The 13323-nt window shown below is 59.3% G+C and carries 13 protein-coding genes; 12 read left to right on the forward strand and 1 reads right to left on the reverse strand.

Annotated elements, in window-relative coordinates; all coding sequences use genetic code 11:
- Positions 1–46 precede the first annotated feature (46 nt).
- From ribF to ispH, 5 genes are all read left to right on the forward strand, one after another.
- Entirely contained in the window at positions 47–985 is a 939-nt protein-coding gene (ribF, locus tag ACI514_RS29720; protein ID WP_174244482.1) for a bifunctional riboflavin kinase/FAD synthetase, read from the forward strand.
- 13 nt (positions 986–998) lie between these two features.
- Complete coding sequence (ileS, locus tag ACI514_RS29725) at positions 999–3830, forward strand: isoleucine--tRNA ligase (RefSeq protein WP_160059480.1); 2832 nt, start codon at positions 999–1001, stop codon at positions 3828–3830.
- Positions 3823–4335, forward strand: coding sequence for a signal peptidase II (gene lspA, locus ACI514_RS29730; RefSeq protein ID WP_007909836.1), 513 nt, complete (start codon positions 3823–3825; stop codon positions 4333–4335). The genes ileS and lspA overlap by 8 nt, the downstream gene beginning before the upstream one ends.
- Before the next feature lie 7 nt (positions 4336–4342).
- On the forward strand, positions 4343–4780 hold the full coding sequence (fkpB, locus tag ACI514_RS29735; RefSeq protein WP_174244532.1) for an FKBP-type peptidyl-prolyl cis-trans isomerase: 438 nt from the start codon (positions 4343–4345) through the stop codon (positions 4778–4780).
- Between the two features lie 162 nt (positions 4781–4942).
- On the forward strand, positions 4943–5887 hold the full coding sequence (gene ispH / locus ACI514_RS29740) for a 4-hydroxy-3-methylbut-2-enyl diphosphate reductase (protein ID WP_034153853.1): 945 nt from the start codon (positions 4943–4945) through the stop codon (positions 5885–5887).
- Here ispH and ACI514_RS29745 read toward each other — a convergent pair.
- Positions 5859–6413, reverse strand: coding sequence for a GspH/FimT family pseudopilin (locus ACI514_RS29745; RefSeq protein WP_160059479.1), 555 nt, complete (start codon positions 6411–6413; stop codon positions 5859–5861). The two genes, ispH and ACI514_RS29745, sit on opposite strands and share 29 nt — an antisense overlap.
- Before the next feature lie 130 nt (positions 6414–6543).
- On the opposite strand from ACI514_RS29745, the gene ACI514_RS29750 reads away from it, so the two are divergent.
- The 7 genes from ACI514_RS29750 to thiO are packed head-to-tail and all read left to right on the forward strand — an operon-like array spanning position 6544 to position 13309.
- On the forward strand, positions 6544–7017 hold the full coding sequence (locus ACI514_RS29750; protein ID WP_160059478.1) for a GspH/FimT family pseudopilin: 474 nt from the start codon (positions 6544–6546) through the stop codon (positions 7015–7017).
- A complete protein-coding gene (gene pilV, locus ACI514_RS29755; RefSeq protein WP_160059477.1) occupies positions 7014–7463 on the forward strand; it encodes a type IV pilus modification protein PilV in 450 nt (149 codons plus the stop codon). Before ACI514_RS29750 ends, pilV begins: the two co-directional genes overlap by 4 nt.
- Positions 7460–8173, forward strand: coding sequence for a PilW family protein (locus ACI514_RS29760; protein WP_405122845.1), 714 nt, complete (start codon positions 7460–7462; stop codon positions 8171–8173). The genes pilV and ACI514_RS29760 overlap by 4 nt, the downstream gene beginning before the upstream one ends.
- Before the next feature lie 11 nt (positions 8174–8184).
- The gene (locus ACI514_RS29765) at positions 8185–8664 is read left to right on the forward strand and encodes a PilX N-terminal domain-containing pilus assembly protein (protein WP_160059475.1); all 480 of its coding nucleotides are present in this window, start codon (positions 8185–8187) and stop codon (positions 8662–8664) included.
- Complete coding sequence (locus tag ACI514_RS29770; protein ID WP_405122846.1) at positions 8651–11734, forward strand: pilus assembly protein; 3084 nt, start codon at positions 8651–8653, stop codon at positions 11732–11734. The genes ACI514_RS29765 and ACI514_RS29770 overlap by 14 nt, the downstream gene beginning before the upstream one ends.
- A 15-nt stretch (positions 11735–11749) precedes the next feature.
- Complete coding sequence (locus tag ACI514_RS29775; RefSeq protein ID WP_405122847.1) at positions 11750–12151, forward strand: type IV pilin protein; 402 nt, start codon at positions 11750–11752, stop codon at positions 12149–12151.
- Positions 12152–12208: 57 nt separating this feature from the next.
- On the forward strand, positions 12209–13309 hold the full coding sequence (thiO, locus tag ACI514_RS29780; protein WP_405122848.1) for a glycine oxidase ThiO: 1101 nt from the start codon (positions 12209–12211) through the stop codon (positions 13307–13309).
- The last annotated feature ends 14 nt before the right edge of the window (positions 13310–13323 follow it).

Consider the following 13323-nt stretch of genomic DNA (forward strand, 5'->3'; position numbering starts at 1 on the left):
GTCGGGTGTGGTTATAATCGACCACTTTATGAGCAAGAAGCGCGTTATGCAGCTGGTTCGAGGCCTCCACAACTTGCGCCCCCAGCATCGGGGCTGCGTCGCCACTATTGGCAACTTTGACGGTGTTCACCGTGGTCACCAGGCTATCCTGGCCCGACTGCGTGAGCGTGCGCTCGAGTTGGGCGTACCCAGCTGCGTGGTGATTTTCGAGCCGCAGCCACGGGAATTCTTTGCCCCCGAGACCGCGCCGGCGCGTCTGGCCCGGTTGCGCGACAAGCTGCAACTGCTGGCCGCCGAAGGCGTCGACCGGGTGTTGTGCCTGGCCTTCAACCAGCGTCTGAGCAAACTCAGCGCCAGTGAATTCGTCGACACCATCCTCGTTGATGGCCTCGGCGTGCAGCATCTGGAAGTCGGTGACGATTTCCGTTTTGGTTGCGACCGTCTCGGCGATTTTGACTTCCTGTTGCAGGCCGGGCAGATGCACGGTTTTACCGTCGAAGCCGCGCAAACCGTCGAGCTGGACGGGATTCGCGTCAGCAGCACGCAAGTGCGCAACGCGCTGGCCGCCGCCGATTTTGCCTTGGCCGAACGTTTGCTCGGCCGCCCGTACCGCATTGCCGGTCGAGTGCTGCACGGCCAGAAACTGGCCCGGCAACTGGGTACGCCCACTGCCAACATTCAACTCAAGCGTCGTCGCGTGCCGTTCACCGGGGTGTATCTGGTGAATGTCGATATCGACGGCAAGACCTGGCCTGGTGTCGCCAATATCGGCGTGCGGCCCACAGTGCAAGGTGATGGCAAGGCCCACCTTGAAGTCCATCTTTTAGATTTTGCCGGCGATCTGTATGACCGGCGTTTGACGGTGGTTTTCCACCAAAAGCTGCGTGAAGAGCAGCGCTTCGCCTCCCTGGAGGCATTGAAAACGGCGATCAATGCGGATGTCGCCACCGCCCGTGCACTAGCCGCACCTAGCGCCCATCGCTAATGAAGAGCCTTAAATGACCGACTATAAAGCCACGCTTAACCTTCCGGACACCGCCTTCCCAATGAAGGCCGGCCTGCCACAGCGCGAACCGCAGATCCTGCAGCGCTGGGACAGTATTGGCCTGTACGGAAAGTTGCGCGAGATTGGCAAGGATCGTCCGAAGTTCGTTCTGCACGACGGTCCTCCGTATGCCAACGGCACGATCCACATCGGTCACGCACTGAACAAGATTCTCAAGGACATGATCATCCGCTCGAAAACCCTCTCGGGCTTCGACGCGCCGTACGTTCCGGGTTGGGACTGCCACGGCCTGCCGATCGAGCACAAGGTTGAAGTGACCCACGGCAAGAACCTGGGCGCGGACAAGACCCGCGAGCTGTGCCGTGCCTACGCCACCGAGCAGATCGAAGGGCAGAAGTCCGAATTCATCCGTCTCGGCGTGCTGGGCGACTGGGCCAACCCGTACAAGACCATGGACTTCAAGAACGAGGCCGGTGAAATCCGCGCTTTGGCTGAAATCGTCAAGGGCGGTTTCGTGTTCAAGGGCCTCAAGCCTGTGAACTGGTGCTTCGACTGCGGTTCGGCCCTGGCTGAAGCGGAAGTCGAGTACGAGAACAAGAAATCCTCGACCATCGACGTCGCCTTCCCGATCGCTGACGAAGCCAAACTGGCTGCCGCGTTCGGTCTGCCGTCGCTGGGCAAGCCTGCGTCGATCGTGATCTGGACCACCACCCCGTGGACCATCCCGGCCAACCAGGCGCTGAACGTGCACCCGGAATTCAACTACGCGCTGGTTGATGTCGGCGACAAGCTACTGGTGCTGGCTGAAGAGCTGGTTGAAGCTTGCCTTGCTCGTTACAGCCTGGAAGGTTCGGTCATCGCCACTACCACCGGCAAAGAGCTGGAACTGATCAACTTCCGTCACCCGTTCTATGATCGTCTGTCGCCTGTGTACCTGGCTGACTACGTCGAACTGGGCGCTGGTACCGGCGTGGTTCACTCCGCTCCGGCCTACGGCGTGGACGACTTCGTGACCTGCAAAAAGTACGGCATGGTCAACGACGACATCCTCAATCCAGTACAAAGCAACGGCGTTTATGTGCCGTCGCTGGAGTTCTTCGGCGGCCAGTTTATCTGGAAGGCCAACCCGGCCATCGTCGACAAGCTGACCGAAGTCGGTGCGTTGATGCACACCACCGTCATCGAACACAGCTACATGCACTGCTGGCGCCACAAGACTCCGCTGATCTACCGCGCCACCGCGCAGTGGTTCATTGGTATGGACAAAGAGCCAACCAGCGGCGACACCCTGCGTGTGCGCTCGCTCAAAGCCATCGAAGATACCAAGTTCGTCCCGGCCTGGGGCCAGGCGCGTCTGCACTCGATGATTGCCAACCGCCCGGACTGGTGCATCTCGCGTCAACGCAACTGGGGCGTGCCGATCCCGTTCTTCCTCAACAAGGAAAGCGGCGAACTGCACCCACGTACCGTCGAGCTGATGGAAGAAGTCGCCAAGCGCGTTGAAGTCGAAGGCATCGAAGCCTGGTTCAAGATGGACGCTGCCGAGCTGCTCGGTGACGAAGCGCCGCTGTACGACAAGATCAGCGACACCCTCGACGTCTGGTTCGATTCGGGGACCACGCACTGGCACGTCCTGCGCGGTTCGCACCCGATGGGCCACGAGAGCGGCCCGCGTGCCGATCTCTACCTGGAAGGTTCCGACCAGCACCGTGGCTGGTTCCACTCGTCGCTGCTGACCGGTTGCGCTATCGACAACCACGCGCCATACCGCGAACTGCTGACCCACGGTTTCACCGTCGACGAGGCCGGTCGCAAGATGTCCAAGTCACTGGGCAACGTGATCGCGCCGCAGAAAGTCAACGACACCCTCGGCGCCGACATCATGCGTCTGTGGGTTGCATCGACCGACTACTCCGGCGAGATGGCGGTTTCCGACCAGATTCTGCAACGCAGTGCGGACGCCTATCGTCGTATCCGTAACACCGCGCGCTTCCTGCTTTCGAACCTGAGCGGTTTCAACCCGGCCACCGACATCCTGCCGGCTGAAGAAATGCTCGCGCTGGATCGTTGGGCGGTCGACCGCACCTTGCTGCTGCAACGCGAGCTGCAAGAGCACTACGGCGAATACCGTTTCTGGAACGTCTACTCGAAGATCCACAACTTCTGCGTGCAGGAGCTGGGTGGTTTCTACCTCGACATCATCAAGGACCGTCAGTACACCACTGGCGCCAACAGCAAGGCCCGCCGTTCGGCGCAAACCGCGCTGTTCCACATCTCCGAAGCGCTGGTGCGCTGGATCGCGCCGATCCTCGCTTTCACCGCCGACGAACTGTGGGAATACCTGCCGGGCGAGCGTAACGAGTCGGTGATGCTCAACACCTGGTACGAAGGCCTGACCGAACTGCCGGCTGACGTTGAACTTGGCCGCGACTACTGGGAACGCGTCATGGCGGTCAAGGTAGCGGTCAACAAAGAAATGGAAATCCAGCGCGCAGCGAAAGCGGTCGGTGGCAACCTGCAAGCCGAAGTGACCCTGTACGCCGAAGACGCCCTGAGCGCCGACCTGGCCAAACTGAGCAACGAACTGCGCTTTGTTCTGATCACTTCGACTGCCAGCGTTGCGCCGTTCGTTCAGGCTCCGGCCGATGCGGTAGTGACTGAAGTCAGCGGCCTGAAGCTGAAGATCGTCAAATCGGCCTTCCCGAAGTGCGCCCGTTGCTGGCACTGCCGCGAAGACGTCGGTGTGAACCCGGAGCATCCGGAAATCTGCGGTCGTTGCGTCGACAACATCAGCGGCGCTGGCGAGGTTCGTCACTATGCCTAATGCCGTTGGCCGTTTTGGACGGTTGAGCTGGCTGTGGTTGAGTTTGCTGGTTCTGGTCATCGACCAGGCCAGCAAGTTCTACTTCGAAGGCAAGCTCGAAATGTTCCAGCAGATCGTGATCATTCCTGATTACTTCAGCTGGACCCTGGCTTACAACACCGGTGCGGCGTTCAGCTTCCTGGCTGACAGTTCCGGCTGGCAGCGCTGGTTGTTCGCCCTGATCGCGATTGTGGTCAGTGCGGTGCTGGTGGTCTGGCTCAAGCGCCTGGGCCGCAACGAAACCTGGCTGGCCGTCGCTTTGGCGCTGGTGCTGGGTGGTGCGCTAGGCAATCTGTATGACCGCATTGCCTTGGGCCATGTGATCGATTTCATTCTGGTGCACTGGCAGAACCGCTGGTACTTCCCGGCGTTCAACTTCGCTGACAGCGCCATCACTGTTGGTGCGGTGATGCTGGCACTGGATATGTTCAAAAGTAAAAAGACCGGAGAAGCCGTTCATGACTGAACAGGTATTGGCTGAGCAACGCATCGGCCAGAACACGGAAGTCACCTTGCACTTTGCATTGCGCCTGGAGAACGGCGACACCGTCGATAGTACGTTCGACAAAGCCCCGGCGACCTTCAAGGTCGGCGACGGCAACCTGCTGCCGGGTTTTGAAGCGGCGCTGTTCGGCTTCAAGGCCGGCGACAAGCGCACGCTGACCGTCGAGCCGGAAAACGCTTTCGGTCAGCCAAACCCGCAGAACGTGCAGATCATCCCGCGTTCGCAGTTCGTCGATATGGAGTTGTCACCGGGTTTGCTGGTGATCTTCAATGATGCGGCCAATACTGAGCTGCCGGGTGTGGTGAAAGAGTTCGACGACACGCAAGTGACCATCGACTTCAATCACCCGCTGTCGGGCAAGACGCTGACCTTTGACGTGGAAATCATTTCCGTCAAAGCGCTGTAACTGACCGCACACGGGTCAAAATGTGGGAGCGAGCCTGCTCGCGAATGCTGACTGACATTCAACATAGCTGTTGTCTGACACACTGCCTTCGCGAGCAGGCTCGCTCCCACAATGTTTTCCACCGTTTTCGCTATTTCTTGCGCGCAAGACACGAGGCACAGCATGCAAATCAAACTCGCCAACCCCCGTGGCTTCTGCGCCGGCGTGGACCGGGCGATCGAAATCGTCAACCGCGCCCTGGAAGTCTTCGGGCCACCGATCTATGTGCGCCATGAAGTGGTGCACAACAAGTTCGTCGTTGAAGACCTGCGCAGCCGCGGGGCGATCTTCGTCGAAGAGCTGGATCAGGTGCCGGACGACGTCATCGTGATCTTCAGCGCCCACGGCGTCTCTCAAGCCGTGCGTACCGAAGCCGCCGGCCGTGGCCTGAAAGTATTCGACGCCACTTGCCCGCTGGTGACCAAGGTGCACATTGAGGTGGCTAAATACAGCCGCGACGGTCGTGAGTGCATTCTGATCGGCCACGCCGGTCACCCGGAAGTCGAAGGCACCATGGGCCAGTACGACGGCAGCAATGGCGGCGCGATTTACCTCGTCGAAGACGAGAAAGACGTGGCCGAGTTGCAGGTGCACAACCCGGAAAAACTGGCTTTCGTGACTCAGACGACGCTGTCGATGGACGATACCAGTCGTGTCATCGATGCCTTGCGCACGCGCTTCCCGGCCATCGGCGGTCCGCGCAAGGACGACATTTGCTACGCCACGCAAAACCGTCAGGACGCGGTCAAGCAACTGGCTGACGAGTGCGACGTGGTGCTGGTGGTGGGCAGCCCGAACAGCTCCAACTCCAATCGTCTGCGTGAACTCGCCGAGCGCATGGCCACACCGGCCTACCTGATCGACGGTGCCGAAGATCTGCAAAAGAGCTGGTTCGATGGCGTTGAGCGTATCGGCATCACCGCCGGTGCCTCCGCGCCGGAAGTGCTGGTGCGCGGCGTGATTCAGCAATTGCAGGCCTGGGGTGCCACTGGTGCCGATGAGCTGGCCGGTCGCGAAGAGAACATCACGTTCTCGATGCCTAAAGAGCTGCGCGTACGTTCGATCTGACGTTTTCGGTTTTTTGACACAGCGCCTGCTCAGTCTCTTGGCTGTTCAGGCGCACGCGACCGGTCGCCGCCAGCACAATCTGGCGCTGACTGACCGGCTCGCGAGCCGAACAGACGTGTAATGTCCCTGCCTGAAACGCCCGCCCGGGCATCAGCGGTTGTCCCAGACTGCTGAAGCGTACGTAACGACTCACCGACCAATTGCCGACAATCGGCACCTGCGTGTCACTTGCACGCTCTTGCAGCAGCGGATTGCTGCTGTCCTTCGGCCCTTTGCCGCTGATATCCAGAATGATCCGCCAGCCCTGACTCCATTCGCCGTTGATGCCATGAATCACCACGCTCTGATTGCGCGTGATGGCCAGGGTGCGAGCGTTACGCAGGCCGTCGAGCAAGGATTGCGCAGCCTGGTCCCGATGGTTCGATTCTCTGAATGTGGCAAACGCCGGACTGACCAGCAGCAGAACAATTACGCCAATCGCCAGTCCCATAAGCAGTTCGATCAGGCTGAAACCCTGTTGCGGCATGAAAACTCCCTCCGTGGAGTGTGATGAACGGCGCGCTCGGGGTGCCGGGCAGGGCCAATCAACCGACGCGGGTCGGTTGAATGTTCTAGCGTGTAGAAGCAGGTATAGCCGACGGCAACGGAGGGCATCGATGGATCTTCGTACAAAAGGTTTCACGCTGATCGAGTTGTTGGTTGCGGTCGCGATCTTCGTGATCCTGATCACTCTGGCGGTGCCGGCGTTCACCCGTTCGGTACAGGGCAGCAAGGCCGATACCGAAATGGGCGACCTGCAACGGGCAATCAATTTCGCCAGGCTCGAAGCCATCAACCGTGGCACCACCCTGCGCCTGCGCCCGACCGCTGGCGGCAGCGTCTGGAACGGTGAACTGGCGGTCTATGACAGTACTGGCACTCCGGCCAATGTGTTGCGGGTTGTTCCCGCAATGAGCAGCGGCGCAACTCTGACGCTAACCTCAGGAGTGACCGCACTGGATTTCAACAACCTCGGCGGTCTGGCAGCACCGTCGACGGCGGTGGTCATCAGTTACACGTTGGGAACGCAAAGCAGGACGCTGAACGTGTGTTTGAACGGACGAATTCAATTGGGTGGAACTTGCGGATGAGGGCAGGGAGTCAACACGCACAGCAGGGTATGACGCTGATCGAAGTGCTGGTCGCGTTGCTGATTCTGACGGTCGGGCTGCTGGGGGCGGCGGCCGTACAACTGAATGCGCTGAAGTACACCGACAGTTCACGGATGACCAGTCAGGCCAGTTTCATCGCCTACGACATGATGGACCGCATCCGCGCCAACTCTGGCGCCGACTACACCGTCACACCTCCGGCCTCGGGCAATCTCAGCGTTGCGCGGGATCAGGATCTCTACGATTTTTCGACCAATATCATCAATTTCGGCGGGCCGACGGCGACCGGCAGCATCACCCTCAATCAGCGGGTCTACACCATAACGATCACCTGGAGCGATGCACGGGCAGCCAACACCGCCAGCGCTCAACGCAGTTTCGTCCTGAGCAGTCGCGCCGCAGTCGACCCGGTGGCCACACCATGAAGCGCCATCAGCGTGGATTCGGTCTGATCGAATTACTTATCGCTTTGGCATTGGGGCTGATCGTGGTGCTGGGCGTGGTGCAGATTTTCATCGCGGCGAAAAATACCTATGTCAGCCAGAACAGTGCCGCCGCGATGCAGGAAGATGCGCGGTTCGTGTTGAGCAAAATGATTCAGGAAATTCGCATGGTCGGGATGTTCGGCTGTCTGGGCACTATCCTCGATTCGAGCTCCGCGGGCGACTTCAACGCTGCGCAGGTCATGCCGATCAGTTGGGACAATGCCAACCTGAAGCTGACGTTGGTCACCGCCGATATCGGCAGCGGCGGGGGCACCCCGACCTGGACGGTGATTTCCGATTGCCGCAACAATGCGACGGCCTATACCGGCTTGCGTTCTCCGGCGAGCGGGCAGATCGCGTTCCCGATCCGGCGTCTGATCTACAGCTTCAGCAACAATCAGATTCTCATGGGCACCGGCAGCGGCAATCCTGCGCAGCAGGTGCTGGTGAACAACGTCAGTGCGTTCACCGTGATGTTCGGTCTGGCCAGTTCGGCAACGGATGTGGCCGCTTCGACTTACAGCGCCAACCCCAGTGATCCGGCGCGCATCCGCAGTGTGCGCCTGAGCCTGACCCTCACCGACCCGAACAACCGGGTGCGCAATCAAACCTTCAACGTGGTTGCCGCTTTGCGCAACCGCTTGCAGTGAGGGGCGCGGCGATGAGGATGACTCTCCACACCCGTCAGGCGCAGCACGGCATGGTCTTGCTGGTCAGTCTGGTATTCCTGTTGTTGCTGACCCTGATTGGTCTGTCGTCGATGCAGAGCGCCAACCTGCAGGAAAAAATGGCCGGCAGCGTGAGCCTGCGCAATCAATCGTTCCAGACTGCTGAAGCGGCGTTGCGCATTGGCGAAAGTGCGGTGCAACTGGACAGTTATTCGTTGGCTGTGTGCAGCGGTATCACGCAATGCGCGCCGCCAGCGGAGTCCTCGGTGGTCAGCGCTGCGGGGCTCAATTCGACCTCCGGGGTGACGTGGATCGCCGCCGGCAATGGTTTCTATGGTGTGCAGAATATCGGCACCACGTTGACGGCGGTGAATGTGCCGAGCAATACCTCGGCGACGTTGTATCGGATTACAGCGGTCGGCATCGCCGGCACTTCGCGTAGCGTGGTGGAGAGTGTTTATGCGAAGTATTGAGCGCTGCATGTCTCTGCTGATCGGCGTGCTGCTGAGCTTTTATCTGGCGGCACCGGCGTATGCGTTCACGCCCTCCGATTCACCGCTGTTGAGTGCGGCGGCGGTGCCACCCAACGTCATGCTGCTGATCGACGATTCGGGGAGTATGAACAGCATTATTTATGCGGCCGGATTCGATCCGACGGCTGATCGCACGCCGGCTCGGCAATGCAACGCCTTGCTGGGCTTGTGCCTGAGTTCGACGACGATCACGGGCGACACGATCTTTCTGTCGAGCCTGCCGACATCAGGCTGTTCCGGCGGCGCCTATGCGTTCTACAACAACAGTCTTGCGCCGTTGTGTCTGAAGCTGCCCGATCCGGTGGGCAGCGGCAACACGCGTTATTCCGGGGATTACATTTCCTATGTGGTCGGCCTGGCCATCAACAACGGCACGCGCGATTTCACCACCGGGGTGATTCCCAACGACTATCGCATCAACGTCGCACGCAATGTCTCCACTGCGCTGGTAAGCAGTAACCGAACGTTGCGTATCGGCCTGTCGACGTTCAATCCGGCCACCAGCAACAACTCGGGGAATGGTGGTTTCATTGCCCGTGCGATCAGCGATCTGTCACCGGTGTCCGGCAGCGTGACTCAGGCCCAGGCTGACGCCAACTACAACGCGCTGACCTCCTCGATCAACGGCTTGAGCGCCGTGGCCAACACACCGTTGGCAGAAACCTATTACGAGATCACTCGCTACATGCGCGGCATGGCGCCGTACTACAACAGCACGCCGAGCACCTATACCAGCCCGATTCAGTACCGCTGTCAGAAGAACTATGGTGTGGTGATAACCGATGGCTTGCCGACTTTAGACCGAACCTTCCCGACTAACGACCCGTTGGGCGGCAGCCGTTTGCCGAACTGGGATGGCGTCAACAATGACGGCAACAACCTCAATGGCGACAACGAAGGGGATACGCTGTATCTGGATGACATCGCCAAGTTTGCCTTTGACATCGACATGCGTTCGACCGGTACGGACGCGGCGGGCAAGAGCTGGAACGCGGTGGATTTTCCCAAGCAGAACATGAACACCTACACAGTAGGGTTCGCTGCGGATAACGACATGTTGTCTGACGCCGCCAGTTATGGGCAGGGCAAGTATTACCAGGCGACCGACAGCACGGGTCTTAACGCAGTCTTGTCGTCGGCGTTGAGTGACATCACCTCCAAGGCTGGCTCCGGCGGCGCAGCTGTTGCCAGCGTTGGCACACTCACCAGTGGCAGCAGTTTTTACCAAACCACTTATGATCCCAAGGATTGGCGAGGCACCATCAAGTCTTTCGGTTTTACGTCGGCCGGGGTTGTGAATACTTCGACCGCACTCTGGACGACTGACACAACCATAGTGCCGGGGGCGACTGCGCCGACGTACCAATCATGGAACACCACGAGCAGCGCCGCCGTGACGCTGACTTACGGTAACTTTTCCCCTGCGCAGCAGACGACAATCAGCCAGAGTCTGCCCACGGGTATTACCGGCAATGACCTGGTGGAGTGGAGCAAAGGCACCAACAAAACCGGGCTTAAGGTACGCAATGTTTTGCTCGGCGATATCATCAACTCTCCACTGGTGTTGGCGTCGCCTTCAGATAAAACCGCTTCCGATTTGTCCGGCGATAGCACTTACACCTCTTACCTGACCACTAAAGCGGCGAACATGAACCCCAGTCTGGTGGTGAATGCCAACGACGGATTCGTCAGCGTTATCAATTCGTCCAACGGCACACGCCGCTACGCCTATATGCCCTCCAGCGTATTGCCGTCTTTGCGGTTGATTGCCGATCCCTTGTACATCAACGGTGTCAGCCACAAGTTTTTGGTGGACGGTCAAGTTGGGGTGTTCGACGCGCAATCCGGCACGGCCTGGAAAACTCTCGCCATTGGCGGCACCGGTGCCGGTGGTAAAACCTTTTATGGGCTGCAACTGTTTGATGCCTCTGCGGGCAACGTGATCAAGGCTTTGTGGGAGGTCAGCGCGCCGGCCACCGCCAGTACTGCAAACGTATTCAATGATCTGGGTTACGCCTACGCCCGCCCGGAAGTGGCACGCTTGGCCAATGGGCGTTGGGCTACCTTCATTGCCAATGGCTACGGCAGCAATTCAGGCGTAGCGGCCCTTTACGTGCTGGACGCGCTTGACGGTTCGTTGATCAAGAAAGTCGTTATCGACAGCACCGAAACCACCAACGGTTTGTCTTCGGTAAAACTCAAGGTCAACTCGCAGAATGTCGTGCAGGCCGCTTACGGCGGCGACTTGAAAGGGCGGTTGTGGAAATTCGATCTGAGCGCGACATCGACGGACAGCTGGGGCGTGGCGTTTTCCGGTAAACCGCTGTTCACCACGGCGGGCGGGGCGACACAGCCGATTACCGCGCAGCCGCTGCTGGCGGATAACGCATTGGGCGGCAAACAGATCTTTGTCGGCACCGGCAAATTCAATGAAACGGCCGACAAGACCAACAAGGATTTGCAGGCGTTCTATTCGGTATGGGATGCCGATGGCGGTTCAGGGAACATCACCGTCAGCAGTTTGCAGGCGCAGGCGATTACCGGATCATTTTCTGGCAGCTCCGGGCAGTTTCTGACCACGACGCAAAATGACACGACATATCCTGGGGAGAAGGGCTGGTACCTGCCATTGGTCTACAACAACGTGTTGACCGGCGAACGGGTGATCAATCAAGCGAATATCGTGCTTGGCCGTATCGTCTTCACCACGGCCATTGTCGATACCACCGATCCTTGTGCGAGTTTTGGTACGGGCAAGTTGGTCGAACTCGAGGCGTTCAGCGGTAAGATGCTCAACTATGCGGTGATTGATACCGGTGGCGATAGTTTGGTCGACAGCAATGACTCAATCTCCAGCGGCGTGAGTTTCGCTGACGGCATTCCGAACGTGGCGTTTATAAACCCGAATGCTACGAAAAAGGGAGTGAATGACACCAGTGGAAAACTCACGATAATCAATGAAAAGGGCGGCGGTGGCAGCCGTCGTATCATGTGGCGACAAATACAGTAAGTGAGAGTTTGAGGCATGCGCAGATTCAACCGAGGCTTCACCCTGATCGAAATCATGATCGTGATTGCGATCATCGGGATCGTCATCACCATCGCCGCACCGAGCTATACCGAGTACCTGAAAAAGGGCCGCCGCGCCGAAGTGGTATCGCTGCTCTCGGAGCAGGCGCAGAGCCTCGAACGTTTCTACACCAAGAACAATGTCTACACCGGCATCACCGGTCTGAGCACGGGTAATGATTTCTACACCCTTACCCCGACCGTCGCTGACCAGACTTTCCTGCTGACCGCTACCCGTAAAGCGGGTACCTCCATGGCCACCGACAAGTGCGGGGATTTCACCCTGACCAACACCGGTGTCCGCAGTATGAACAACGCGACCACCGGGCTGACCACCAAGGATTGCTGGGGCCGCTGAGGCGCTTTCTTTCGGGTGCCTTTTGCGCCTACTGTCTTTTTTACGGTTGGAACAAACATGACCAGGCAACAGCAAGTGGTGATTGTCGGTGGCGGGGTGATTGGCCTGCTGACCGCCTACAACCTCGCCTCCGAAGTACGCAGCGTGGTGCTGCTCGATCGCTCGAACCTCGGCCAGGAATCGTCCTGGGCGGGCGGCGGTATCGTTTCGCCGTTGTATCCGTGGCGCTATAGTCCGGCAGTCACGGCGCTGGCGCACTGGTCGCAGGATTTTTATCCACAGCTCGGCGAGCGTTTGTTTGTCGACACTGGCGTTGATCCTGAAGTACACACTACCGGCCTGTACTGGCTCGATCTGGACGATGAAGCCGAGGCACTGGCGTGGGCCGATCGGGAAAATCGCCCGTTGCGGGCTGTGGATATCTCGGCGGCGCATGATGCGGTGCCGGTGCTCGGTGGCGGGTTCGCGCGGGCGATCTACATGGCGGATGTCGCCAACGTGCGCAATCCGCGCCTGGTGAAGTCGCTGAAAGCGGCGTTGCAGGCACTGCCGAACGTGACGATTCACGAACAGTGCGAGGTCAGCGGGTTCGTCCGTGAGGGCGCGCAGGTCGTCGGTGTCGAAACCTCCAACGGCGTGATCAAAGGTGATCAGGTCGTGCTGACGGCCGGTGCGTGGAGCGGCGATCTACTCAAGACGCTGGATCTGACGCTGCCGGTCGAACCAGTCAAAGGCCAGATGATTCTCTACAAGTGCGCAGCGGACTTTTTGCCGAGCATGGTCTTGGCCAAGGGTCGTTATGCGATTCCACGTCGTGACGGGCATATCCTGATCGGCAGCACGCTGGAGCACGAAGGTTACGACAAGACGCCGACCGATGTGGCGCTGGAAAGTCTCAAGGCTTCGGCAGTGGAGTTATTGCCAGCGTTGGCCGATGCCGAAGTGGTCGGGCACTGGGCGGGGTTGCGTCCGGGGTCGCCGGAGGGCATTCCGTATATTGGCCGGGTGCCGGGGTTTGACGGGTTGTGGCTGAACTGCGGGCATTACCGCAATGGGCTGGTGCTGGCGCCGGCGTCGTGCCAGTTGTTTGCCGATGTGATGCTGGGAAGGGCGCCGATTATTGATCCGGCGCCGTATGCGCCCGAGGGCCGGATTTAGTCAGGTATATCTCT

The sequence above is a fragment of the Pseudomonas sp. M20 genome (assembly GCF_045037865.1).
GTDB lineage: Bacteria > Pseudomonadota > Gammaproteobacteria > Pseudomonadales > Pseudomonadaceae > Aquipseudomonas.